The 25,591-nt window shown below is 53.5% G+C and carries 23 protein-coding genes and 1 tRNA gene; 19 read left to right on the forward strand and 5 right to left on the reverse strand.

Going from position 1 to position 25,591, the window contains the following annotated elements; genetic code table 11:
- The first annotated feature begins 54 nt into the window (after positions 1-54).
- From D888_RS0107125 to D888_RS0107150, 5 genes are all read left to right on the forward strand, one after another.
- The gene (locus D888_RS0107125; protein WP_020675862.1) at positions 55-1,395 is read left to right on the forward strand and encodes a UDP-glucose dehydrogenase family protein; all 1,341 of its coding nucleotides are present in this window, start codon (positions 55-57) and stop codon (positions 1,393-1,395) included.
- The gene (locus D888_RS0107130) at positions 1,388-1,804 is read left to right on the forward strand and encodes a PaaI family thioesterase (protein ID WP_020675863.1); all 417 of its coding nucleotides are present in this window, start codon (positions 1,388-1,390) and stop codon (positions 1,802-1,804) included. Before D888_RS0107125 ends, D888_RS0107130 begins: the two co-directional genes overlap by 8 nt.
- A 70-nt stretch (positions 1,805-1,874) precedes the next feature.
- A tRNA-Val gene (locus D888_RS0107135) sits at positions 1,875-1,949 on the forward strand.
- 473 nt (positions 1,950-2,422) lie between these two features.
- Complete coding sequence (locus D888_RS0107145) at positions 2,423-3,727, forward strand: DEAD/DEAH box helicase (RefSeq protein ID WP_020675865.1); 1,305 nt, start codon at positions 2,423-2,425, stop codon at positions 3,725-3,727.
- 52 nt (positions 3,728-3,779) lie between these two features.
- Entirely contained in the window at positions 3,780-4,106 is a 327-nt protein-coding gene (locus D888_RS0107150) for a zinc ribbon domain-containing protein (RefSeq protein WP_020675866.1), read from the forward strand.
- Between the two features lie 91 nt (positions 4,107-4,197).
- On the opposite strand, the gene D888_RS0107155 is transcribed toward D888_RS0107150, so the two are convergent.
- From D888_RS0107155 to D888_RS0107180, 5 genes are all read right to left on the reverse strand, one after another.
- Positions 4,198-5,472 (reverse strand): OmpP1/FadL family transporter, encoded by a 1,275-nt coding sequence (locus tag D888_RS0107155; RefSeq protein ID WP_020675867.1) that lies wholly within the window; start codon positions 5,470-5,472, stop codon positions 4,198-4,200.
- Positions 5,473-5,512: 40 nt separating this feature from the next.
- Complete coding sequence (locus D888_RS0107160) at positions 5,513-7,537, reverse strand: PilZ domain-containing protein (RefSeq protein WP_020675868.1); 2,025 nt, start codon at positions 7,535-7,537, stop codon at positions 5,513-5,515.
- A gap of 218 nt (positions 7,538-7,755) precedes the next feature.
- On the reverse strand, positions 7,756-8,556 hold the full coding sequence (locus tag D888_RS0107165; protein WP_020675869.1) for a class I SAM-dependent methyltransferase: 801 nt from the start codon (positions 8,554-8,556) through the stop codon (positions 7,756-7,758).
- A 34-nt stretch (positions 8,557-8,590) separates the two neighbouring features.
- Complete coding sequence (locus D888_RS20930; RefSeq protein WP_020675870.1) at positions 8,591-10,897, reverse strand: HD domain-containing phosphohydrolase; 2,307 nt, start codon at positions 10,895-10,897, stop codon at positions 8,591-8,593.
- An 885-nt stretch (positions 10,898-11,782) separates the two neighbouring features.
- Complete coding sequence (locus D888_RS0107180; RefSeq protein WP_020675872.1) at positions 11,783-12,064, reverse strand: peptidylprolyl isomerase; 282 nt, start codon at positions 12,062-12,064, stop codon at positions 11,783-11,785.
- 117 nt (positions 12,065-12,181) lie between these two features.
- On the opposite strand from D888_RS0107180, the gene D888_RS0107185 reads away from it, so the two are divergent.
- From D888_RS0107185 to D888_RS20945, 14 genes are all read left to right on the forward strand, one after another.
- Positions 12,182-12,910 (forward strand): 16S rRNA (uracil(1498)-N(3))-methyltransferase, encoded by a 729-nt coding sequence (locus D888_RS0107185; protein WP_020675873.1) that lies wholly within the window; start codon positions 12,182-12,184, stop codon positions 12,908-12,910.
- A 333-nt stretch (positions 12,911-13,243) separates the two neighbouring features.
- Positions 13,244-14,581, forward strand: coding sequence for a Na(+)-translocating NADH-quinone reductase subunit A (locus D888_RS0107195; RefSeq protein ID WP_020675875.1), 1,338 nt, complete (start codon positions 13,244-13,246; stop codon positions 14,579-14,581).
- Entirely contained in the window at positions 14,581-15,789 is a 1,209-nt protein-coding gene (locus tag D888_RS0107200) for an NADH:ubiquinone reductase (Na(+)-transporting) subunit B (RefSeq protein WP_020675876.1), read from the forward strand. The genes D888_RS0107195 and D888_RS0107200 overlap by 1 nt, the downstream gene beginning before the upstream one ends.
- Positions 15,776-16,552, forward strand: coding sequence for a Na(+)-translocating NADH-quinone reductase subunit C (locus D888_RS0107205; protein ID WP_020675877.1), 777 nt, complete (start codon positions 15,776-15,778; stop codon positions 16,550-16,552). Before D888_RS0107200 ends, D888_RS0107205 begins: the two co-directional genes overlap by 14 nt.
- Complete coding sequence (locus D888_RS0107210; protein WP_020675878.1) at positions 16,549-17,169, forward strand: NADH:ubiquinone reductase (Na(+)-transporting) subunit D; 621 nt, start codon at positions 16,549-16,551, stop codon at positions 17,167-17,169. Before D888_RS0107205 ends, D888_RS0107210 begins: the two co-directional genes overlap by 4 nt.
- Before the next feature lie 3 nt (positions 17,170-17,172).
- Positions 17,173-17,781: an NADH:ubiquinone reductase (Na(+)-transporting) subunit E gene (gene nqrE, locus D888_RS0107215; protein ID WP_020675879.1), complete on the forward strand. Its 609-nt coding sequence runs from the start codon at positions 17,173-17,175 to the stop codon at positions 17,779-17,781.
- A gap of 159 nt (positions 17,782-17,940) precedes the next feature.
- Positions 17,941-19,167 carry an NADH:ubiquinone reductase (Na(+)-transporting) subunit F gene (gene nqrF, locus D888_RS0107220; RefSeq protein ID WP_020675880.1) on the forward strand — a complete coding sequence of 409 codons (1,227 nt, stop codon included), beginning with the start codon at positions 17,941-17,943 and terminating at the stop codon, positions 19,165-19,167.
- Between the two features lie 32 nt (positions 19,168-19,199).
- Positions 19,200-19,658: a hypothetical protein gene (locus D888_RS0107225; RefSeq protein WP_020675881.1), complete on the forward strand. Its 459-nt coding sequence runs from the start codon at positions 19,200-19,202 to the stop codon at positions 19,656-19,658.
- Positions 19,658-20,695 carry an FAD:protein FMN transferase gene (locus D888_RS20935; RefSeq protein ID WP_020675882.1) on the forward strand — a complete coding sequence of 346 codons (1,038 nt, stop codon included), beginning with the start codon at positions 19,658-19,660 and terminating at the stop codon, positions 20,693-20,695. The genes D888_RS0107225 and D888_RS20935 overlap by 1 nt, the downstream gene beginning before the upstream one ends.
- The gene (locus tag D888_RS20940; protein ID WP_020675883.1) at positions 20,692-20,877 is read left to right on the forward strand and encodes a hypothetical protein; all 186 of its coding nucleotides are present in this window, start codon (positions 20,692-20,694) and stop codon (positions 20,875-20,877) included. The genes D888_RS20935 and D888_RS20940 overlap by 4 nt, the downstream gene beginning before the upstream one ends.
- A 249-nt stretch (positions 20,878-21,126) precedes the next feature.
- Entirely contained in the window at positions 21,127-21,987 is an 861-nt protein-coding gene (locus D888_RS0107240) for an FAD/NAD(P)-binding protein (RefSeq protein WP_211215658.1), read from the forward strand.
- Positions 21,984-24,014 (forward strand): formate dehydrogenase subunit alpha, encoded by a 2,031-nt coding sequence (gene fdhF / locus D888_RS0107245; protein ID WP_020675885.1) that lies wholly within the window; start codon positions 21,984-21,986, stop codon positions 24,012-24,014. Before D888_RS0107240 ends, fdhF begins: the two co-directional genes overlap by 4 nt.
- Positions 24,008-25,000 (forward strand): 4Fe-4S dicluster domain-containing protein, encoded by a 993-nt coding sequence (locus D888_RS0107250; RefSeq protein WP_020675886.1) that lies wholly within the window; start codon positions 24,008-24,010, stop codon positions 24,998-25,000. Before fdhF ends, D888_RS0107250 begins: the two co-directional genes overlap by 7 nt.
- Positions 25,001-25,002: 2 nt before the next feature.
- Positions 25,003-25,584 (forward strand): methyltransferase domain-containing protein, encoded by a 582-nt coding sequence (locus tag D888_RS20945; protein ID WP_020675887.1) that lies wholly within the window; start codon positions 25,003-25,005, stop codon positions 25,582-25,584.
- Positions 25,585-25,591: the final 7 nt, after the last annotated feature.

The following is a 25,591-nucleotide window of genomic DNA, read 5'->3' on the forward strand; positions in this document are numbered from 1 at the left end:
AGTTTAAATTTCTACGGTCATAAATATGCAAAACCATACTAAAGGGGATATTTGATGAATTTAACAGTTGTCGGAACAGGTTATGTCGGACTTGTGACTGGTACCTGCTTTGCCGAAATGGGGAACAACGTCGTTTGTGTCGATGTGGACAAAGCCAAGGTTGAGGCCTTGAGACTTGGTAAACTACCAATTTATGAACCGGGTTTGGATCCATTGGTGTTGCGCAATGCAGAAGAGGGGAGACTGCTCTTTACCTCTTCCTTAGCTGATGGGATGTCCAACACAGAGGTCTTCTTTATCGCGGTCGGTACTCCACCGGGAGAAGATGGCTCAGCGGATCTCAAATACGTTCAATCGGTTGCGCGCGAGATCGGTCAGCTTCTTCAGCGTTACGCGGTTATCGTTGATAAGTCGACAGTTCCGGTCGGTACAGCCGAGCTGGTACGTAAAACGATCCAGTCAGAGCTAGACCAACGTAGAGTGGCGATTACCTTTGATGTTGTCAGTAATCCTGAATTTCTCAAAGAGGGCGCTGCGATTGAAGATTTTATGAAACCCGATCGTGTGGTTATCGGCAGCGACAGCGAAAAAGCATGTGAGCTGATGCGGCAACTCTATGCCCCCTTCAACCGGAATCATGAGCGTACCCTTTTTATGGGCGTTCGCGACGCTGAGATGACCAAGTATGCCGCCAACTCGATGCTGGCTACCAAGATCAGCTTTATCAACGAGATCGCCAACCTGTGCGAAAAGCTCGGGGTTGATGTTGAGAACGTACGTAAGGGGATCGGTTCAGATTCGCGCATCGGCATGTCGTTTATCTACCCGGGTTGCGGCTACGGAGGTTCCTGTTTCCCCAAGGATGTGCAGGCCCTGATCCGTATGGCCGACGGGGTAGATTTTGAAGCTGGTTTACTCAAGGCGGTTGAAAATCGTAATTTCAGCCAGAAGGGCTGGATCGCTGCTCAGGTCAGAGAACGCTTCGGGAGTGATCTTTCTGGAAAAATCTTCGGTCTCTGGGGGTTGGCGTTTAAGCCGGGCACCGATGACATGCGCGAAGCGCCGGCCAAGGTCCTGCTCGCCGAATTGATAACTGCCGGCGCACGGGTGCTGGCTTATGATCCTGTCGCTATGGAAACCGCACGCAAGGAGTTACCTGCAGAGTGGTTTGAATCTGGAGCTCTGGTCCTGACTGATCATCAATACGACGCACTGCAAGGGGTCGACGCGATGTTGCTCGTCACCGAATGGAAGCCATTCCGAAATCCCGATCTCAATGCCATGAAGCGATTGATGCGTCAACATGTCATTATTGATGGCCGGAACCAATACGACCCCCGATTGATTCGTGAGTCCGGGTTCGACTATACCGGGGTAGGGCGTAAAATTGTCTGAAACTGAGAAGCTACAGGTCCTGGCTGATCGAGGTTGTTTCGTATGTGGCAGCGAAAACTCAAGCGGGCTTCAAGCGAGCTTTTCGATTGATGCCGAACTGGGTCGCGCGACCAGCTTGCTGCAATTGGATCAACGCTTTCAGGGCTGGCAGGGTGTCATCCACGGAGGCATTTTAGCGACCTTGCTTGACGAGGTGGCAATCTACGCCTGTCGCGGCAAGGGAGAACAATTCGTTACAGCTGAAATCAACGTTCGTTATCGCAAGCCGGTACCGGTCGCTAGTCTGATTCTACTGTCCGGCCAGATCACAGAGGTCCGGCGGCGCATCTATAAGGTTGCTTCACGCATCGAAATTGATGGCGTCCTGCATGCCGAAGCCGATGTCCGAGTGATGCGACTTGATAAATGAAAAGTCGATCTTCAGACGAGTCGCCGGTTGACAGTCTTGAGCGATATTGATATAAAGACCATCCAATTCAGGGCGTTTAGCTCAGGGGGAGAGCACTGCCTTCACACGGCAGTGGTCCGGGGTTCGATCCCCCGAACGCCCACCATTAAAAGAAAAGGGTTTCGCCATATATGGCTAAACCCTTTTCTTTTTGTGCCCATTTTGTGCTCACTATTTTTTGAGCTTTTCCGATTTTCACCTGCAGGAAGTAAATTAGCATTTACTTCCTACAGGGCAGGAGCCGCCATCTTTGAAGCCCATTGGGACAGTCTTCCCGAGATTAGTTGCGCGGCCCTTACTTGACAGCAGAGGGCTGGGGCTGGTACTTTGGCGAATCAGCTGTACCTCGGAAAAAGAAACGATAACATCTTAAGCCCCGGTATTCGACCGTGGGCTTTTTTGCGTGTATCGTATAAACATTGTAACTGTTCAGCATATCAGCGACAGCATCTGGTCTGTCGCCATTGCCTGCGTTCAACGTTGTCAATCAACATCCCGCAAGCAGCAGCTGCAACCTGGATGCGGAGCAATAGCGTCCTGGTGCTGAATAGATACCAATAGAAAGAACAAGAAGGTTTTATGGAGTTTAACAGTTTTAATTTTCATCCTAATATTGCGGCTGGTATCAGCGCCGCAGGGTATAGCACCCCGACCCCGATTCAGGCGCAGGCGATGCCACCGGTGATGCTGGGACGTGATGTTATGGGCCTGGCCCAAACCGGGACCGGGAAAACGGCAGCCTTTGTGCTGCCGATGTTGCAGCGGCTGTTGCAGGGCGAGCGTGGCAAAGTGCGTGCTTTAATCGTAGCCCCGACCCGCGAACTTGCCGAGCAGATCAACGAGACCGTTATCGCCCTTGGGAAACAGACCGGGTTGCGGAGCATGACTGTTTATGGCGGGGTCAGTATCAACCCGCAGATTCAAAAACTCAGACGCGGGGTAGAGATTGTCGTGGCCTGCCCCGGGCGCCTGCTCGACCATATCCAGCAACGGACGATTAATCTCAGTCAGGTTGAAGTGCTGGTACTGGATGAAGCCGACCGTATGTTCGACATGGGGTTTCTTCCCGATATCCGCAAGATCGTCAAGCGGCTCTCGACCAAACGCCAGACACTGCTCTTCTCGGCGACTATGCCGAAGGAGATTCTCAAGTTGGCTCAGGAGGTTTTAACCAATCCTGAAACCGTGCAGGTCGATATGATCGCCCCGCCGCAAACCGTGAGTCATGCACTCTACCCGGTCGCACAGCATTTAAAGACTGACCTGCTGTTACACCTGCTCAAGCAGACCAGCACAGAATCTGTATTGGTCTTTACTCGCACCAAGCACCGCGCCAAACGCCTCGGTGAAAAACTGAGCAAGGTTGGTTACAAGGCCGCTTCCCTGCAGGGGAATCTATCGCAGAATCGACGTCAGGCGGCCCTGAACGGCTTTCGTGATGGCAGTGTTCAGATTCTTGTTGCGACCGATATCGCCGCTCGCGGGATTGATGTCAGTCAGATATCGCATGTGGTCAATTTTGATATCCCTGATACGCCGGAAGCCTATATCCACCGCATCGGTCGGACCGGACGCGCTGCGCGTACCGGAGAAGCGTTTACGATGATTGCCGGAGAGGACACTCAGATGGTGCGTGCTATCGAAAGGACCCTCGGCAAACAGATCCTGCGCCACACATTGAGCGATTTTGACTATTCTGCCGCCGCGCCCCCCAAGGAGGCACAGGCAACCCGCCCGCCAAAATCTTTCAAATCGAGCAAACCCACCGGGGGTAAGGGACCTCGGTCCGAGGGGGCTGGTGGGGCAGCCAGAACATATAACAAGCCGGCCTCCCGCCGTCGTCCGCAGAGTGCGCGACCGACCTCAGTAGTCCGAGGGCACTGAGATTAAATATGCTATCGCAGGGCATCAGGCTTTACGACCCGGAGTTGCATCGATGAAAAATTGCCCCTTTTGTGCCGAAGAAATCCTGGATGCCGCGCTTAAATGTAAGCATTGCGGCGAGTTTCTTGAGGGTTCAAGACCTCCATTTTCGAGGGAGACGAGTAGCCCCTGGTATCTGCGCAAGGCCTTTATTGTGATCGCTATCGGTTTTGTTGGACCACTGGCACTGCCTCTGGTCTGGATGCGGCCACAGACATCGGTGGCCTGGAAAGTCGGCATATCGGTCGTAACCCTGATTCTGAGCTGGTTTCTATATCAGGCGACGATGCAGGCGCTGCAGATGTTGGACGAGACCATGCGGACGTTAAACGGGATGTGACCTGATGAATCCTGCAGAACAAAAAGAAAACGGCCTTGCGATTATGCGAGGCCGTTTTCTTTTCAGCTAACCTGATCTATCAGCCCGGGTTTTAAAACCTGTAGCCGATACTGACTGCCGCTAGATGAACATTGGCTGAGTATTTTCCATTTGCGGTAGCACCTGTTGTCGCTCCTATCCCATTGGTTTTGTTGCGGTCTTTGTGGTGCTCAAAGCCATAGGCCAGATCAATCCCCCAGGGGCCGAAGGTCAGGCCGGTCCCGAGTGTAAACAGCTGGGCATCAGCATCCGGGATGGAGGGCTCAAACGTGTTATCAGGGACCGGGTTTTTGCTGTAGAGGTAACCCGCGCGTAAGGCCAGGATTTTATTCACTTGATATTCCCCGCCGAGGTTAAATGCCCAGGAATCCTTCCACTCACGCTGTGTTACGTCGGCCGTTTGACCTAGAACCGGTTGGTCCAAGTTTATGCTTATATCGTGGGTTGAACTCCACCCTTCCCAGCGGGCTCCCAACTCTACCGTAAGTTGTTTCGAGGCGTCCCACGCCAAACCAACACTGGCTTGCTGAGGCAATTGAAGGGTTGAGTTACCGGTCGTATTGTTCAGGACTGCATTCAGGGGCGCTGCCCCGGTTGGGATTGAGAAACTAAGGTCGCCATCAACCTTGACCTCGATCTGGCTGCGATAGCTGGCGCCGAACGAGAGCGTGTCAGTGATGTTGGCAAGCAGCCCTAAATTGTAGCCCAGCCCCCAGCCGTCGCCTGAAAACTTTTGGCTGGCATCGGGGAGTAGCCCAAATCCACCTGGTGGGTTGATTAGAAAACCGATCCCTGTGGAGTTGACCTGGCGCTCCAGCGTCGCATCAAGGTAAAGGATATCAAGGCCTGCCGCTACCGAGAGCTGGTCATTCAGTTGGTAGGCAAGCACAGGGTTGAAATTTGTGGTCGACAGCTCGGATTTGGTCGCAATGTAACGACCCTCCCAGTTTGTTCCCCATTCCGTTGTGAGCCCAAACGGGAAAAATATTCCCAGACCGGCACTTAATTGATCGTTGAACTGGTGGGTTGCGTAAAAGGTGCTGGGAAATTTTGCTGAACTTTCACCTTTTTCCGTCAAGCCGCTCAGGTCGCTAATAAACTCTCGTTTAGCGTAGATCAAGGTCGTTCCCAGTTCGATCTGTGTTCCGGCTAACTGCGGCAATAATGCCGGATTAAAATATAGACTCGATGGGCCTGTCACATGAGCGGTGACCGCATTCCCCTGTCCCAACCCATTTGCGCCCTGGGTAAAGACCCCAAAGCCTGAAGCGTACAGGTTTCCGGCAGTAAACGTGAACAGCAACAGAGCAAGATAGATTTTTTTCATTTAAATTCCCTCCTGTATACGTGGAGTTTATTTGTTTGGGTTAATCGCTGCTACGGGGTGTTGTTAAGTTGTTAAGAAAGTGCATATATTCCTCGATATGGAGCATATTCAAGATCATCATTTGATATTTTTTGTCAGCCTTGAGGCCGTGGCTGGAAGCGTAGTCTTGAGGATATATCATCAGTGGCGGATTATCCAGATTGAACTTTGTGGAGAGACTCTTCAACATAACTTTTAACTGTGTCGAGGGGAGGGCGTCGTCGAGAACGTAACATAATACCACCTGATCCATTCGGGAGAGGGAGAGACTCGTGTTTGATTCGTGCAGTTCGATGACCGCCATCAGTTCCTGCTCGCGTTTGATAGAATAGAGATGACGTCGCCTCGTCATTCCCAGTGCCTGATATTCTTCCTCAACGACCTTGCGGCCAAGCATTTCAGGTTTCAAATCCAGTGCATCGGTCATACACCCCCCGGAAACCTGCTCATAAAATCCATTCAACTCAACCAGGTCCCCTTTGGTTGTCTGCACCAGTTGCCATTCGACCTGGATGTCGGGCCAGGCCCATTGATCCTTAATTTCGGGAATAAAATTGAAATAGGCAAAAAGATCGAGACTTGCCGCTTTCTGATTTTTCAGGTGCTTGACAGCCCCGCTGAAGCAGCGCGTGGGAAAACGATTTTCGGGGCGATAAATACCTGCTATATAGCCAATTTTTTCATTGCTTAGCGAGAAGGCATTGTAGAAATATTCAGCCAATTGCAGAATGACCTCAAAGCCGACGGCGTGTTTTCCTGAACGCTTGGCTGCGTGATGTTGCTTGAACCAGGTTCGTTCATAAAGTCTGACGGCTGACAGGTGGGCTTGGATTTGACCATCGGCCTGAAAAGTGAAATGCCGTGAAATGGAAGTTTGCTCCGTGTAGGTTTTTTGCAGCGTCTCCTTGAAATCTTCTTTGCGTTTGGCCAGTTGCAGATATTTTGACGGGTAGATGAAGCCGGTTTCAAACAAAAACTCCCACAAGGATTCAACGTCGACCACGGCGCTCAGGTGAGCATTCCGGTTCCGAGCTCGTTGCAGCATGGAGAGGAGGCGCAGGTGGTTCATTGTCTCGATTTCAAGCAGAGCGATTCCACACCGCGCCTGCCTGGTGTTGTCCGTGGGCTCTGCGCGATAGACAACCTGCCCCTTGCAGGGAATCGCTACGGCCCCCAGTTGAAGGTGCATCTTCGGCAGGATCATCCCCGGCAGCAGCATGGCCTGTGCTGGCAACTCTTCGACGCACATTCCAAGCCCGGATAAATTGACAACATTCAATTCAACGCGGCGACCCGTCAAGGGATGCAGCAGGGCAAGACTCGGTTCCGGAATGAGACACATCCGGACGGAGCGATAATGTTTGGTTTCAAATCTGGGGGTGTTTAATTCCAGTGGTTCCAAAACGAATAAAAGGTTGTCTGGACTTAACCTACTGCGAATAATCTTCATGCCACCGCTAAAAATAACCTCGTGTTGTGTTTCCAGTGTCAGTTGGACTGGCCGCTCGGGGGTAATCCAGTAGCGACTGTTGGGCTTGTCAATTTTGATCTTCACACAGAGGGTGTGGGCGGAAAAATCACTTAAAATCCCCTCGAAACAAATACTATGTTGGGAGATAGTGGCCTTTATCCCGGCAGGGACCTGTACGCGTGAGAATTGACGTTCAAAAAGTGAAACGCCTTGCGGAGGCAACGAACAGCAAAGCCCTGCGGCGGAGAGGGTTGGGTTTTCAGCCGTGAAGGATAAGGCTTCGGGTGCGCCGGGTAACACGATACTGGTAATTTTATACTGAGAAATATTATCTGGAAGACCCTCACGCCAGCGAACTTCAAAAATCTCGCCGTTGCAGGGCAGGGGATCAGCAGTAACGGTGATCTTGTGGCCATACTTGGGATGTGAAAAAAGAATAATGATGGCTTTATCAAGGAAATTCAGTCGGTTGACACGATCGGTCAGGCGTTTTTTTGAGACAGATCTGCCCTCCTTCCGCTCCGGGGATTCTTCAGGGACCAAAACAATTGACATAGGCATCCAATTAAAAGACAACAAATCATTAGAAAAAACAAAACAGCCAGGAACCTGTCGTCCTATTCATAATTTAGCTGCTAATCCAGCTGTTTGGCACATATCTCGGCACCTTTTTGCCCCATAGTTACAACTATGAGCCTGCAAGCGAGTCAAGGTCGGTGCCTGAATAGCCGAATTTTAGCTTCATCCCACATAGTTCGACAAGGTTCTAGTGATTAATCAAGGGGTTTTGTCCCTCTGACAATGATAAGCGGTGTGTAAATGAACCGGCGAGGGTCAAAAAAATACTGTTTAAACTCTTCGATACAGGCATCGAAGTCTCCGGCATATTCTTCGAACCGGCAACCAGAGTTTTTTACGGCTATTTCGATTTTACTCAGCCAGTTTTCGCTATCTACGGGGTTGAGTTCCCCAAAGAAAAGATGGTGTGCTTCAAGGGCGACGTTGATGTCGTTGAAATTCAAATCTGTCATGTGAGCATAAAGTTTACGCCCGGCATAAGGATCAAAATTACGATTTTTCTGTAGGCAGAAAAGGATGTCCTGAATGGTTCTTTCCAGACGCTCCGGATGCCCGAAGTGCGTTAGACAGTTATTGTCCAGGTCCGCGATAATCAACAGCCCACCCGGTTTGAGACTGTGAATGACATTCTTGATAATCGCTAGCGGATCATCAAGGAAATATTCGAGTACAAAACGGATCCAAACCGCATCAAAAGAATCCGTAGAAAGAAATGGCGTCTGCAGATCATGCTCAATGAAATTAACCCCAGGCGCACTATATGTGGTACGCGCTTTATCGATGCGTGAAGGGGAAAAGTCCAGGCCCGTTACCCGGCCGTCATCGCCGACAACATCTTTCAGAATAGCGGTTGTTTTTCCGACACCACAGCCTGCATCGAGAACATGCATGCCGGGTTTAATTCCAGCCCATATTGCCTGGCGTATGACCTGGCCCGCTTCAGTTTTTTTTTCGAGGCGCAGGTGTTCCTCCGGATGCTCCATCAAATAACTCATAAAGTCTGTTCACTTTCGTAGGAAGAAATATAAATCAGGGTGACGTCCGACGGGCCGAATCCAGACGTGTTGCGATATATTTTTGTATTATTTTATGGGTTTTTGGATCGATATTGCCAAATTTGACTCCAAATCCTTCAGGCAGTTGCGGATTGGGTTGGGGGTAAATGTTAATCCAGGCAACCGTTCCCAGAAGTTGAACAAGTTCATTTTTACCCGGCAGGGTGAAGGTGATTTGAATCTCATTTTCAGGGGCTAGCCTGATCGCTTGAGGACTGTTGATATACATCCCCCCCGCGCTGATATTAACACTAGTTCCGGTTATGACTCTCTGTCCAGCTTTGGCCGAAATATCAGAACGGTAAGCGATTCGGTGATGATGAGGCTTCTCTCTGAAATTAATTTTTGTCTGTTCGGCACCATTTTTTCTAAACGGCAGGCGAACTGTCCCGCGCTTAAGGCAGCGTAAGAAGGCCTCCGCAATTTTAGGTTGGAAGTGCTTTCCAATCTCGGACCGAAAGACCTTTAATGCTTCTGTCCTGGACATTGGATCACGGTAATGCCGTTCTGCGGTAATGGCTTCATAGAAATCGGCCACCGCGATAATCCGGGCTCCCAGTGGAATCTCCTTCCCCTTGAGCGCATTCGGATAGCCCGTCCCGTCCCATTTTTCATGATGAGATTCGCACATCTCAGGGATTTCTTGATAAGGCCCCTCAAAGGCGACCTTCTCAAGGATCCGTCGGGTTTTCGTCGGGTGGGTTCTGATGATTGCATGCTCTTTTTCTGTAAGTGGTCCAGACTTCTTCAGGATTGAATCTTCGATACCGATTTTGCCGTAGTCGTGGAGCAATGCTGCCAGACGAATAACCCGACACTCCTCTTCATTTAACCCCAGCTCTTCTGCTATCCCGTTCGCGTATTCAGCGACCTGCTCTGAATGACCGGCCGTTAGAAAATCACGGGCGTCAATCGATCCAGCCAGCACAAGAAGTGTTGATTCAAATTGTGCCGCTCGAGCCTCAAGCAGTCGAGCATTCTGGATGCTGACGGCGATTGCCGGGGTAATCCCCATTAGCAGGTTAATGTCGGACACCACCAGGGGTCTCTTGGTTTTCAGGTTATCGACGGCCAAAACTCCGATTGACTTTCCTTTAAAAACTATCGGTACGCAGATGAAACTTTGGGTACCAAGGGTTTGCATAAACTGGCGGGATCTTGGTGAAAGAGACTCCATAATCTCTGTGACATCATTAATCAGAAACGGTTTTTGCTCGCGATAGGATACAACGAACATCCCCAGACTGTTTGGATTATTGAGTTTAAAAGATATGTTGGTAAGGATGTCATGATGCTGTTCGTTGTATCCATAGGCACCGCAAATTTCAAGTTGCGCCTCTTTTTCGTCGGCCAACAAAAACAACCCGCGGTCGTAATCCAGTTTGTTTTGTAAAACATGGACGACCGATTCGATAACATCCTTGATGCTGGTTTGATTAACAACAACATCGCCAACTTCAGCGGCCAGCTGTGTGTTGCGATAGTTGTGGTCGATCTGTTCGGTCAACTGGTTAGAGATGTCCCAAAGTTGGGCCATCCCTTTTTCCCTTTCAGCTGACCTGATATATTCAAAAAACCAGGCAGAAAGTAACCCTGCAACCGTGCTGCCTGGTAGCACGACCCTTACAGCGGTCAATGGGTCGAGAAAAAAGGATGTTGCCGTTGTGATGACTCCGAGCAGGACGGTCGCGTCGCGTAACCTCCTGATGATTGTGATACGATTTTGGCTCCAGGAGATTATATAACGACACTTTTTACCTCCCTTAAAAATGCATTCTGGGTGCTCAATTTGATGATTATGAAGATTGAAAATATTGATGATGGCCTCAAAGAAACCGATCCTATTGTCACACTGGAAAGGTTTTTCTTTGCTCTCCGGGCGGGGAATGACGGTAATTTCAACTTTCGTGTTGCCTATTTTGCGCGAGGAATAATCACTGGAGCGCACGAATTTCTGAGTCGAACCACCGATAAGAGCAAAGGCTCTGAGCGGGCCAGACATGCTCAAGATGTAATGCCGCATTGTTCCCAGAGTCCCAAGAGTTGCCGCAAAACGACCCGCTTCTCGTGCGATATGTTCATTGCCGGTTAACTGGACACATTTCTCGTGGAACAGGTCAACTTGGTTTTGAGTGAACCAGTGCCCCTGGTCTGCAACCTCATAGGATTCCATGCCTGCATGGCGCAAGATTTCTTTGGTGTCGACATGCGGATATCGCGCAGCCAAAAGCTTCAGGTAGGTATCAATGATGCGGCTGTTATAGAGCGCTGCGGAGTCCATAAAGGGTAAGCTCATCCTTATCAGGCAGCATATCGCTATGGCCTCATGGGATAGATCGGGTTCATGGGGCTGATATGATTGGCGACCATCAGGGAGTCATTCAGCGAATGAAACCGTTTGATGTTGTCAGTCGCTTCACATCGGACCACAGGGCCCGACAGTTTCTGGGCAACCCCTCCATTTATGTCCTTACGTCACTCGAATCTTTCCTGGCTTCCCTTGAAGGGTAAAATTGCGCAAGCCCTTTCAGGCGTTCCAAAAAATCGAGGGCTTGAAACATCGGCAGTGAGCTCTTGATCTCCTCTTTTGTTTATCTTTCTTTAAAGAATCTACATATTAGAACTTTTTTTCTTTAGAGGCAATAACAAACCTCCCCTTCTAACCGTGATATCCGATAGAAAACAAATACTTAGGCCCTCATCATAATATAGTAAAATATCTATATTTCAAATGCTTATGAGGTAATTTCTGACTTTCTGATCAAAATGACTGATGAGCGGCATCATGGAACCTTCAACTTTGTAATTGGTGATCAGTTGTGTTCAGGCCCATGCCCTGACAAGGTTATGGTACCTCTGATGTTCGGCATCATAGTATTATTTACAGGTTGGTAGCTTCACTTTGCAAGAGGCTTCGAGATTATGGAGTTGTCAGAGAGGTCTCAGGCAGGAGGTTGCAGGGGGGGGGGGGCAGGCGGGGAAGTGATAATATTTTTGGCTGCGAGATATACGGTATTTACGCTGCAGATTTTGTTATGTAATTTTCCGCCAGCATATCTTTGAAACTCTGCCAGGTAATGGCTCTTGAAAAGTTAATTTGGCCGAAAATCATGGCAACAAAGAGCCTCCCAGCTTGCAGCCCTTTGTTGCCATAGTTCTCTTCACTCTATGCCGTACGTTTGGTGATTTCGATCAGGTGATAACCAAACTGGGTCTTGACCGGACCAAGTACCTTGCCGATCTCGCCACTGAAAACCACCTCGTCAAATTCTTTGACCATTTGGCCAGGGCCGAACGAGCCGAGCGCACCACCGGAGCGGCCGGAAGGACATTTTGAATGTTCGGCTGCGGCGGCAGCAAAATCGAGGCCCCCCTCGATCTTTGTTTTCAGTTCGATACAGGCCTCTTCGGTAGGGACCAGAATGTGACGTGCTTCAGCTTGAGCCATGTTAGTTCTCCTCTTGGAATCGGAATGTTTGAAAAATTAGGGGTTATCTAATACCTTGTTTGGGGCTTTGTGGTCAACTCGTCCGGCCGCGTCAATGAGCCGCCTGGAGATCAAGGAATGAATACAATCCTGTTACACGACGAAGACTTTATCAGCGATAATCGGGTGACACTCACCGGACGGAGGCTGCAACATGTGCTTGAGGTGCATCGCGCTCAGATCGGCGATAGTCTGCGCCTCGGCAAGTTGGGTGGTTTGATGGGTGAGGGGAGGGTGTGTTCTCTGACATCTGAGAGGTTGGAGCTTGAAGTTCAACTCGACCAGCGGCCACCGGCAGCCCTCCCGATTACCCTTCTGCTTGCGCTTCCCCGTCCCAAAATGCTCAAGCGTGTATTGCAGGCTGTCACCTCACTCGGGGTTAAACAGATTTATCTGATTAACAGTTACCGGGTTGAAAAGAGTTTCTGGGGGAGTCCGCTGCTGCAGGCAGAAAAACTACAGGAGCAACTACTGCTCGGGTTGGAACAGGCTTGTGATACAATCCTGCCTCAGGTTCACCTGAAACAGCTGTTCAAGCCATTTGTCGAAGATGAGTTGCCCCGGATTATTTCCGGGTCCAGAGCTTATGTCGCTCACCCGGTTGCGGCCAGCAACTGTCCAACCGGCATCCGTGAATCGATATCTCTGGCCATTGGCCCCGAAGGCGGCTTCATCCCCTATGAAGTTGAAAAATTACAGGCCTGCGGATTCACCCCGATCAGTCTCGGTCGACGCATCCTTCGCGTTGAAACCGCCGTCCCGGTACTTTTAAGCCGACTTTCGGCGGAGCAAATAATGGGGAAATGATCCATACGCAAGAGAAGCCCGCATCTTGTCTCTGTGTGCCCTCTTTATGTGACCTCCTCTTCATGCTCTCATCCTGTGACAGGGGGACGTAATGGTTCTGGCTGTGTTGGTTGAACGAATGCAAAAAGCGCCGCTGGCAGAGGTCTTTGCTCCAACCTGCAGCCCTCAACCGATCGACCAATGGTTTCAGGCCCACAAAACGGGCTTGAGAGTTCCGTTATCCCTACCATCTTTCATATATACTCTGGTCATCATGCAAGTGCTTCCTTTAGTATGGCTGTTGAACCATCTTCAGTCGGGCACCACGTACTTGTTCAGCTTGAAGGCATCCCTATGATACGGATAAAAAAAGGTCTCGATCTGCCGCTCAGCGGTGCTCCCCGAATGCAGGTGGAGGCGGGGCCGCCGGTTCAGCATGTCGCGCTCTTAGGCAGTGATTATCAGGAGATGAAGCCGACCCTGCTGGTGGCCGAAGGGGATGTCGTAATGCTTGGACAGCCCCTCTTTGTGGATAAGAAGCATCCTGCCATTCGCTACACCGCCCCGGCCGCGGGGAACGTCATCGCGATCAACCGCGGTGAGCGGCGCGCCTTTCTTTCGCTGGTGATCCAGATCGTCGGTGCTGACGAGCTCACCTTTAGCGCCTACACTCCAGAGCACCTCGGCCAGCTTGAGACCAACGAGGTTGAACAACAGCTGCTGGTTTCCGGCTTGTGGACCTCCTTCCGCACCCGGCCATTCAGTAAGGTGCCGGAGCCGCAGACCCGTCCGGCGGCGATTTTTGTGACCGCCATTGACACCAATCCGCTGGCGGCGGATCCAGCTTTCGCGATCGGAATGAGAGCGGCCGAGTTCGAGGCGGGCCTCACCGTTATCCGCCAACTCACTGCAGGTAAGACCTACCTGTGCAAGCAGCCCGGAGCTCGGATCACCGCACCCGCAGGGATCACTATCAGCGAGTTTTCCGGCTGCCATCCCGCGGGGCTGGTCGGCACCCATATCCATTTTCTTGAAAAAGTTAACCAGCAACGCTGTGTCTGGCATATCGGTTACCAGGATGTGATCGCCATTGGTCACCTGTTTTTGACCGGGCGCATTCTTACCGAGCGGATTGTTTCGCTCTGCGGGCCGGCGGTTAAAGATCCGCGCGCAATCCGTACGCGCCTCGGTGCCTCGCTACCAGAGCTGGTCGCGGGTCAACTGCAGCCTGGGGAGAACCGGGTTATTTCCGGATCGGTCCTGGCTGGTCGGCGGGCGGTTGAGCCGCTCGATTTTTTGGGGCGATTCCACAATCAGGTTTCGGTTATTGCCGAAGATTCGCAGCGTGAATTTCTCGGCTGGTGTCTGCCCGGGTTCAGGAAGTTTTCGATTAACCGGGTGTTCGCCGCCGCGCTGCTGCCAAAGCGGCCTCAGGCCATGACCACCAGCACCCACGGGAGTTTGCGCGCTATGGTGCCGGTGGGCTCATTTGAAAAGGTGATGCCACTCAACGTCAAGGCCACCTGGCTGTTGCGCACGCTCCTGACCCTGGATACAGATCTGGCTCAGTCGCTGGGCTGTCTGGAACTGGATGAAGAGGATCTGGCCCTGTGCAGCTTTGTCTGCTCGGGGAAGATCGATTACGGTATACATTTGCGCCAAACCCTGCAGAAGATAGAAAAAGAGGGCTAATGAAATTGTTGCGGACCTTCCTCGATAAACTTCATCCCCACTTCGCCAAGGGGGGGAAGCTTGAGCGGCTGTATCCTTTATTCGAAGCGGCCGACAGTTTTCTTTACACCCCCGGTGAGGTGACCGGCGGTGCGCCGCACGTTCGGGATGCCATTGATCTGAAGCGGGTGATGATCACGGTGGTGGTCGCGCTGCTGCCGTGTTTTTTTATGGCGATGTGGAATACCGGTTTTCAGGGCAACACAGCGCTCCAGGTAACCGGTGGCGGGGTCGAAGGCTGGCGCGGATCCTTACTCGCCCTGCTCGGCTATGCCGGAAATCCCGGCAGCCTGGCCGACAACCTGATGTTTGGCGCGGTCTGGTTCGTGCCGATCTATTTGGTGACCAATATTGTCGGTGGTATCTGGGAATCGCTGTTCTGCATGGTCCGCGGTCATGATCTGAACGAAGGTTTTCTGGTCACCGGCTCGCTTTTCCCGCTGATCTGTCCGCCGACCCTGCCGCTCTGGCAGGTGGCGCTGGGGATCAGTTTCGGGGTCGTGATCGGTAAAGAAATTTTTGGTGGCACCGGCAAGAACTTCCTCAACCCGGCGCTGACCGGACGGGCCTTCTTGTTCTTTGCTTATCCGGCCCAGATCTCCGGGAACAGTGTCTGGACTGCGGTCGATGGCTTCAGCGGGGCGACTCCACTGAGTAGAGCCGCCGAAGGTGGGGTGCATGCGGTCACCGCTGCAACCAGCTGGTTCGATGCCTTTATCGGCCTGATCCCCGGTTCGATGGGGGAGACCTCGGCCCTCGCCTGCCTGTTCGGAGCGGCGGTGCTTATCTTTACCGGAATCGGCTCCTGGCGCATCATGCTCTCCGGCCTGATCGGTGCGGTGTCGCTCTCCAGCTTGTTTCTTGTCATCGGCAGCAGCACTAACCCGATGTTCTCTCTCGGGCCGCTCTGGCATCTGGTGCTTGGCGGCTTCGCCTTTGGTCTGGTGTTTATGGCGACCGACCCGGTCTCGGGGGCGATGACCGAAGAGGGCCAGTGGCTGTACGGTTTGCTGATTGGTGCCATGTGTATTCTGATTCGGGTGGTTAATCCGGCCTTCCCCGAGGGGATGATGCTGGCCATCCTGTTTGCCAATGTCTTCGCGCCGCTGATCGACCAGTTTGTGCTGAAAGTCCATATCAAGCGGAGGCTGCGTCATGTCGAGGGATAGTACCCGTAAAGTCCTGGGCGTCGCTTTTCTGCTCTGTCTGATCTGCTCGATTCTGGTCTCGGTGGCGGCGGTCGGTCTGCACGCGCGCCAGGAAAAAAACAAAACTGAGGAGAAACGCAAGAACATCCTGCAGGCGGCAGGCCTCTATCAGGCGGATATCCCGGTTGAGGAGCAGTTCAGCAAAATTGAGACCCGTATTCTCGATCTGAAAACCGCCAAATTTACCGACAAGTTCTCCCTCGCCGGGTTTGACAGCCGGACCCTGGCGCGTGACCCCGCAAGTAATCGAGCGATTCCGCAAGCTCTTGATCTGGCCCACATCAAGGTCCGGTCGCGCTACAAGGCGGTTTATCTGGTCATAACCAATAATCAGCTCCAGCAATTAATTCTGCCGGTTCATGGCAAGGGGCTCTGGTCGACGATGTATGGCTTTATCTCGCTGGCTAGCGATCTGACCACGGTCAAGGGCTTCGCTTTTTACGAACATGGCGAAACGCCGGGGTTGGGAGGTGAAATTGACAACCCGAACTGGAAAAAACAGTGGCCGGGGAAGAAGATATACGATGAGGCCGGTAATACCCGCATTGAGGTTCTGAAAGGCAGGGTCGATAAGACCTCGCCCGATGCCATATATCAAGCCGACGGTCTTTCCGGTGCGACCCTGACCGGGCGTGGAGTCAGCAATCTGCTTAAATACTGGATGGGGGAAGACGGTTACAAACCGTTTCTCGAAAAGCTGAAGAAGGAGGGGCTCAAACTATGAGCAGTGCCAGAGAAGTTTTACTCGATCCCATTTTTAACAAGAATCCCATCGGCCTGCAGGTTCTCGGGATCTGTTCGGCTCTGGCGGTGACCTCCAAGCTGGAGACGGTAATTGTCATGTCCCTGGCGGTGACCTTTGTTGTGGCCAGCTCCAACTTTTCGGTCAGCCTGATGCGCCACCAGATTCCCAGCAGCATTCGTATCATCGCCCAGATTACGGTGATTGCGACCCTGGTTATAATTGTTGATCAGTTTCTGAAGGCCTATGCTTTCGGCGTCAGCAAGCAACTGTCGGTGTTCGTCGGCCTGATTATAACCAACTGTATCGTGCTCGGGCGGGCGGAGGCCTTTGCGATGAAGAACCCACCGGTCTTAAGCTTTATCGACGGCATCGGCAACGGCATCGGTTACAGTCTGGTACTTCTGATCGTGGCCTTTTTTCGCGAGCTGCTCGGCGCCGGAAAACTGCTCGGCATGACCGTCCTGCCGACTACCAACGACGGCGGCTGGTACCAGCCGAACGGCTTGATGCTGCTGCCGCCGAGTGCATTTTTTATCATCGGCTTGCTGATCTGGGCGTTGCGCAGCTGGAAAACAGATCAGATCGAGGAGAGCTAGGAGATGGAACATTATCTCAGCCTCCTGATCAAATCGATCTTCATCGAGAACATGGCGCTGGCCTTTTTTCTCGGCATGTGTACCTTTCTTGCCGTATCGAAAAAGGTCGACACCGCCGTCGGTCTTGGCGTCGCGGTGGTGGCGGTACAAACCATTACGGTGCCGATCAACAACCTGATCTACCAGTACTTTCTTAAGGCAGGGGCACTCTCCTGGCTGGGGATACCGGATACCGACCTGACCTTTATCGGGCTGATCTGCTATATCGGGGTGATTGCTGCTATTGTGCAGATTCTCGAAATGGTCCTCGATCGCTACGTTCCCTCGCTCTACAATGCCCTCGGCATCTTCCTGCCTTTGATCACGGTCAATTGCGCCATTCTTGGCGGTTCGTTGTTTATGGTTGAGCGGGACTATACCTTTGCCGAAAGCGTCGTCTTCGGTTTCGGCAGCGGCACGGGCTGGGCGCTGGCCATCGTCGCGCTGGCCGGGATCCGCGAGAAGATGAAATACTCGGATGTGCCCGTCGGTCTGCGCGGGCTGGGGATCACCTTCATGATCGCGGGCCTGATGGCCATGGCGTTTATGGCGTTCTCCGGCATCCAACTCTGAAGTCTGCGCAAAAAGTCCGTCCTGCTGCGGTAACGCTTTTTTCAAACTCTCGACAGACAAGCGTATGCCTTCGCCACTGAAAATTTATCAGGCCTTGCAGGACGAAATCTTTGCCTAGCCATCGATTTTGCGGAAGTATCAACTTAAACGGAATTGATCATGACTGAAATTGCCTTAGGCGTTCTCATATTTACCGGAATCGTGTTGTTTCTGGTCGCGTTAATTCTGGCGGCGCGCTCGCGGTTGATCCCCTCCGGTGAGATCAGCATCAGCATCAATAACGATGCGAGCAAACGGCTGCTGGTAGAACCTGGAGACAAGCTGCTGGGTGTGCTCGGCAACAAAAATATCTTTATTCCTTCGGCCTGTGGCGGTGGCGGGACCTGTGCCCAGTGCCGGGTCAAGATCAAGGCAGGAGGCGGCGATATCCTGCCGACCGAAACTGCGCATATCAATAAACGCGAAGCGAAGGAGGGGTACCGGCTCTCCTGTCAGGTCAACGTCAAACAGGACCTGGAACTTGAACTTCCGGCCGATATCTTTTCGATCAGTAAGTGGGAATGTCGGGTGCGTTCCAACATCTGTCGCTCAACCTTTATCAAGGAGTTGATTCTCGAACTGCCCGAAGGGGCAGATCTCGATTTTCGTGCGGGCGGTTATATTCAGATCGAAGCCCCGCCACATGTTTCAGAATACAAGACCATGGAGGTTGACGAACTTTTCCGGCCTGATTGGGATAAATTCGACTTCTGGCGGTACCGTTCAGAGGTTAAAGAACCCATCATGCGCGCTTATTCGATGGCTAACTATCCCGACGAAAAGGGGCTCGTTATGCTCAATGTGCGCGTCTGCCCGCCGCCGATGCAAATTCCGGATGCACCTCCCGGCCAGATGTCCTCATTTATCTTTAATCTGAAACCGGGCGACAAGGTCGAAATCTCCGGTCCCTATGGTGAATTTTACGCCCGCGAGACCGACGCCGAGATGGTCTTTATCGGTGGCGGTGCGGGAATGGCGCCGATGCGTTCGCACATTTTTGATCAACTTAAACGCTTGCATTCGCAGCGCAAAATCAGTTTCTGGTACGGTGCCCGCAGTCTGCGTGAAGCTTTTTACGTTGAGGAGTTTGACGAACTGGCCGCCAAGCATGAGAATTTTGAATGGCATCTGGTGCTGTCTGAACCCTTGCCTGAAGATAACTGGGACGGGGCGGTAGGTTTTGTTCATCAATATCTCTATGACAATTACCTCGCCATGCATCCGGCTCCTGAGGATTGCGAATATTACATGTGCGGTCCGCCGATGATGAACAAGTCGGCATCCGCGATGCTCTACCATCTCGGCGTAGAACAGGACAATATCCTCTTCGACGATTTCGGCATCTAAAGTACAGTGGGCACGAACAGCAGGAGTGGGCGATGCGCTTTGAACAGACACGGACAATATTGAAAAAACTGGCTCCGGACTACCATCGCGCTGTCAGCCGATTTTACCAGCATCTGGCAGACGGGGAGGTTTCGCCGCGAGTGCGATTGATGCTCGATTACCTCATCGATCATGAACAGCACCGGGCGTTGGCCTTGAAAGAGTTTTGTGAAGAGGCTCCTTCCCAGTCCCTAGATTACTGGCATAAGGGGCTGGAGCTCGAATTCCCCCTGGCCGATGCAGCAATCCTGGGCGAAAACGCCAGAACCGATCTGGATTCCCTGTTATGTGCGGCGATCAACTACAAAAAGATACTCTTCAATTACTTTGACCACCTGCTCGAAAAGTGTGACGACCAGAAGGCCTCCGATTTATTTCTCGCTTTGAAGAATCAGGAAGAGAAGGCGATGAAACGGATGATTCGTCATGCGCAAGGGCTGGCCGATCTTTAATGGTGCGTCTTCTTCTTAAGTTGCTGTCAGCTGCTTTGTTACTGGGTCTGGTCGCCGCATGCCAGCAGCAGAAAACAACCCAAACCCTGCATCTCAGTGGCGCGACCATGGGCACTACCTGGTCGGTCAGCCTGCTGCCCGGCGCCGCAGAGCCAGACCCTGTGGTCTTGAAAAAAAAGCTGCAGCAGCGTCTTGATCAAATTAATCGGCTGATGTCCACCTATGATCCCGACTCCGAAATTTCACGTTTTAACCAGCTACAGAGCACTGATTGGTTCAGCATTTCGGTGGAGACAGCCGAGGTTATTCGACTCTCGCAGAAAATCAGTCGCCTGAGCGGCGGCGCCTTCGATATCAGCGTCGGCCCCCTGGTCGAACTCTGGGGCTTTGGAGCCAGACAGCGGCAGGCAAAGACTCCGAGTGTAGAACAGATTCGCGAACAGCTGGCGCGGGTCGGTTATACAAAACTTGAATTGCGAAACAATCCGCCGGCCATCAGAAAGCAGGTACCGCTTCTGCAGCTTGATCTCTCTGCGGTGGCCAAGGGGTACGCCGTCGATCAGCTCGCCCTGCTGCTCAAACAGCAGGGGATCAACAACTTTCTACTGGAAATCGGCGGTGAAATGCAGGTTGTCGGACGAAGGGGAGATGGCTCTCCCTGGCGGGTGGCGATTGAAAAACCGTTGGAAGACAGCCGTGAAGTCGAGAAGGTTTTCCCTCTCAGTGGCACTGCTGTCGCCACCTCCGGCAACTATCGCAACTTTTATATTGAAGACGGGCAACGCTACGTCCACACCATTGATCCTGCCAGTGGTCAGCCTATCCGCCACAAGCTGGCGTCGGTGACTGTGTTAGACTCAACCTGTGCGCGGGCTGATGCCCTGGCGACGGCCTTGATGGTTTTGGGGGAAGAGCGGGGGCGTGAGCTGGTTGAACAAAACCGGATCGCCGCCTATTTTCTAATCCATGACAATGAAGCGATAATAGAATACTCAAGTCCGGCTTTTCTGACCTTTATGAAACAGGTTAAACAATGAAACTTTTTGCCCTCGCTCTGGTGCTTTTTCTGCTCGCCTTTGCCGGCCTGGCTGCGGGCCTGTTAATGCGCCGTCGCGGCTTGCGTGGAGCATGTAATTCTGCGAAGACCAGTCATGATTGCCGTTGCGAATCAGAACTGGATTCCAGCATGCGTGCCCAGAGCAACTGTCAGAAAAAGTAGAGTCGATCAGGGTTTCAACGCTGGTCTGGTCTTATTGAAACAGCTTATCTGCCTTGGTTCTCTTCTCAACGCACATGTGGCCTGCGGCTGTTGCCTTCGTCCAACGTTGGCACTTAACTTCCCTACGGCAACAGCCGCAGGCCACATGCTGTTCAGGTTGGAAGAGGTGTCGCACCTATCAACCTTATATTAAGCGGGGAGGACATCCCGCCGGTTCCTGCTTTTATTGCTCTCTTTTACCCTGGAGTCATGATGCGCCAAGCTACAGCGAACACTTCAATCTACGCGCCGCGTCCCTGTCGCTTACTGGCGGTCAGTGACCTGACTCCACAGGAAAAGCTGTTCCGGCTTCAGTTGGAAGACGGCAGTGAATTGAATCATCAGCCGGGTCAGTTCATTCAGCTGTCGATTCCTGGTTTGACTGAAGCGCCGATCTCCATTGCTAACTCACCAACCCGCACCGGCTACTTCGAGCTGGGGGTGCGCAAGGCCGGTCTGCTCACCAGCGCCCTGCATCAGCTGCAACCTGGCGCGCAAGTCGGAATCCGCGGTCCCTTCGGCCGCCCCTTTCAACTTGATGCCTTGTACGGCAAACAGCTGCTGCTGCTCGCTGGCGGCTGTGGTCTCGCACCGCTCAGATCCTTAATCCAGTATTGTCAGGATCAACCGACCGCTTACCCTCTGGTCCAAATCCTTTACGGCGCACGTTCGCCGCAGGATCTGCTGTTTAAGGAGGAGTTGGTCAACTGGCAGCTCAGCGATAGTTTCAGTTGCCGCTATATCGTTGATCAGAGCCCGGCGACCTCCTGTTACGATGGTGAGACCGGCCTGCTAACCAATCTGTTGGCCGATTTGTCGCTTAATGTACAGCTCGTCCCTGCCAACAGCTGCGCGGTGATCGTTGGGCCTCCGTCGATGTATCGACCGGTGATCGCGGAGCTACGTCGTTTGGGGCTTACCGGGCCGCAGCAGATCATGCTGTCCCTTGAACGTCAGATGCGTTGCGGTGTCGGCAAGTGCGGGCACTGCACGATCGAGCATCTCTATTGTTGCACGGACGGCCCGATCTTCTGGCTGGAAGAAGTTGAACATTTACGGGGGGCACTATGAAGGCGACTCTGACCACTTGCCCCTATTGCGGTACCGGCTGTAATTTCTACCTGCTCAGCGATGCTCAGGGGGGGCTGCTCGGGGTCGAACCGGCGGGGCATCATCCGACCACTCGGGGCCAGCTCTGCATCAAGGGCTGGAACGCGCATGCCTTTGTCGACCATCCTGAGCGTTTAAAAACACCTCTGATCCGTAAAAATGACAGTCTGCAACCCACCGACTGGCAGACGGCGCTTGATCTGCTTCACGCAAAATTGAGCGGTATTGCCCGCAAACATGGCCCCGACAGTCTGATGTTCCTCTCTTCGGCCAAAGTCAGCAACGAAGAGAATTACCTGCTGATGAAGCTGGCCCGCGCCGGTTATGGCACCAACAATATTGATCACTGCGCGCGTCTCTGCCATTCCTCAACCGTCACCGGACTGGTCGAGACTCTCGGTTCGGGGGCCATGACCAACAGTTTGAGCTGTTTTGAAGAGACCGATCTGATCTTTGTCATCGGTTCCAACACCACCGAGCAACATCCGCTGATCGGCAGTCGGATTTTGCAGGCGGTGCAGCGTGGTGCCAGATTGATTGTCGCCGACAGCCGCAAGATTCGCCTGAGTAGGCACGCCGATCTGCACCTGCGCCACCAGAACGGCAGCGACGTCGCCCTGCTCAACGGCATGATGCGCCAGATTCTGCAGGATGGGCTGGAGGACCGGGCTTTTATCGAGGGACGCACCGAAAATTTTGCCGAGCTGCAGCAGTCGCTGGACCCTTTCACTCCTGACCAGGTGGCGCACATCACTGGTCTGCAATCCGGGCAGATTATAGACGCTTCACGTCTCTTCGCCGGCGCTGACAAGGCAATGCTCGTCTACGCCATGGGGATCACCCAGCACAGCCATGGAGTCGACAACGTGCGCGCGGTGTCAAACCTAGCGCTGTTGACCGGCAACCTGGGGCGCCCCGGCACCGGGATCAATCCCCTGCGCGGTCAGAACAACGTTCAGGGAGCCTGCGACATGGGGGCTTTACCCGACGTTTTTAGTGGCTACCAGCAGGTGGCCGACCCGCTGGTCCGGCAGAAGTTTTCCTGCGCTTGGGGGGTGAAACTGCCGGGAACTCAAGGTCTGATGTCGACTCACGCCATCGAGGCCGCGGCCGAGGGGAGGCTGCACGGGATGCTGATTCTCGGTGAGAATCCGATGATTTCCGATGCCAATCAGGCGCTGGTGCGAAAAGGGCTGGAGGCGCTGGAGTTTTTGGCCGTGATTGATATTTTTCCGACAGAAACCGTGCAGTTGGCGGATCTGGTTTTGCCTGCGGCCTGTTACGCCGAGCGTGAGGGGACCTATACTTCGACTGAACGCCGCGTGCAGCGCGGTCGCAAGGCGGTCGATCCGCCCGGAGAGGCCCGCGCGGACTGGCAGATCCTGAGGGCATTGCTGCAACGCTGCGGATTGCCTGGCGATTATGCCGATCCAGCCGAGATCATGACTGAGATTGCCAGCCTGACCCCCAGCTACGGCGGCATCAGTTATCCCCGCCTCGAAGGGGAGGGGTTGCAATGGCCCTGCCCGGACGGCGCCCACCCCGGCACGCCGATTTTGCACCGTGAGCAATGCACCCGCGGCAAGGGGCGTTTCAGTCCGGTCGCTTACCGACCATCTATGGAGCTGCCGGATGCCGACTATCCCTTGCTGCTTAACACCGGTCGCACCAATGTTCATTGGCACACCGGCAGTATGACCCGTCGCAGTCACCTGCTCGACCGCGAGGAACGCCAGGCGTTTGTTGAAATCAACCCTGAGGATGCAACCCGGCACCAGCTGAGCGACCGGCAGCAGCTCAGAATCAGCAGCCGCCGGGGATCGATCACCCTGGCAGTGCGGCTGACCGACCGCGTGCCGCCGGGTCAGGTCTTTATCCCTTTCCACTTTGCGGAGGGGGCGGCCAACGCCCTGACCAATAATATTCTCGATCCGGAGTCGGGGATTCCCGAATTCAAGGTCTGTGCGGTGAGGATCGAACCATGCTGAAACAATTAGATCGGGCCGGACTTGATCGACTGCTGCGGGAGATCGCCACGGACTATCGACTGCAGGTTCCGCAGCACCTGGCCGACGGCACACGTCAACTCGCCGGTTTCGGGGATGGCGAGCTCAGTCTTTTTGGCGCTGTCCCGCAACGCAAACCGACGAGCTACTTTTTTCCGCAGATCCAGAGGCTGTTGAATATCGATGCCGCTGGCGGCGTCGAATTACCCGAGGCGGCGCTGCGACCGCTGGCCTTGTTCGGTCTGAACCGCGCGGACCTGGCCGGGCTTCATTTTCTCGATCGCTTCTTCCTGGCCGCACCCGCCGATGACGTCTACCTGCGTCAGCGCAGCGGGGCGTTGCTGATCGGCCTGACCGGCGAGGCGGGAGCGGACCGAAGTTTTCTGCCCCTGTCTGCGGGCGACTGTGATATCGAAATGGTCGCCATTGAACAGCATTGGCTGGCACTGGGGCATTCCACCCTTGGAGCGAAACTGCTGCAGGGTTTCCCCGCTGGCGATGAAGAGCAACTGTGTCGGTTACGAAACCGCGGTGTCGAAAGGGACGGAGAGTCGGACCTTTTGCAGCAGGCCAGCCTTCTGCTCAGGGAAGACAAGGTACCGGATCGGTTCTGGGCCGAGATCGCGGATCGTTGCATCCTCTGCAGCGGCTGCAATCTTGTCTGTCCGACCTGCAGCTGCTTCTGTGTTCAGGACCGGATCCGCGGTGGTGTCACCGAACGCAGCCGGGTCTGGGATTCCTGCCAGCTTGACGCCTTCATGCGCGAAGCCAGCGGACATAATCCTCTGGGGACCGAAGTCTTGCGGACCCGCCGCCGGATTCACCACAAACTGGTGGTAGATGTTGAGCGTTGGGGCGAGCTCGGTTGTGTCGCCTGCGGGCGCTGTGATCGCGCCTGCCCGAGCGGCATCGGGATGCTGGCCGTTTTGCAGGAGCTGGTACAGCGTTACGGTGAAGAGCTTGGCTGATCATGAGTGAGCCGAGAGATAAATGGAATCGTCGCTGGCGCGAGCGGAGCGGTGAAGAATTGGTCGCCGATGCCTGGTTGCTTGAGGTGTGTGATTTGTTGTCGGTCGGGCGTGCCCTTGATCTGGCCTGTGGTCGTGGGCGTAACACCCTGGAGTTGGCCCGTCGTGGGTTTGTTTTGACCGCGGTTGATCTTGCTGAAGAAGCGCTGGCCCAGCTGGCGGCTACTGCGGCGGCTGAGGGTCTATCGATCGATTGTCAGTGCTGTGATCTGGAATCACGGCCGCCAGTGCTGACGCAGGGCTATGATCTGGTGCTCTGTTTCTTTTATCTGCACCGGCCGCTGTTCCCCTGGCTGCTGGCGGCGATCAAGCCAGGCGGGCTGGCGGTGCTGCGTACTTTCAGCAGTGCGGGCGATTTTCCGCCCGGGCAGCTCGATGCGCAGTTTATTCTGCAGCCCGGAGAGCTGCTGAGGATCTTTTCCGGTTGGGAGATCTTGCGTCACGAGGAGGGGCTAGAACCTTCACGCAAAGGCGGTTCGCTGGCGGGCATCGTGGCCCGCAAACCCTTTCCTTCAGAGCCTTAGCGCGCAG

The sequence above is a fragment of the Geopsychrobacter electrodiphilus DSM 16401 genome, from assembly GCF_000384395.1.
Classification (GTDB): Bacteria; Desulfobacterota; Desulfuromonadia; order Desulfuromonadales; family Geopsychrobacteraceae; genus Geopsychrobacter; species Geopsychrobacter electrodiphilus.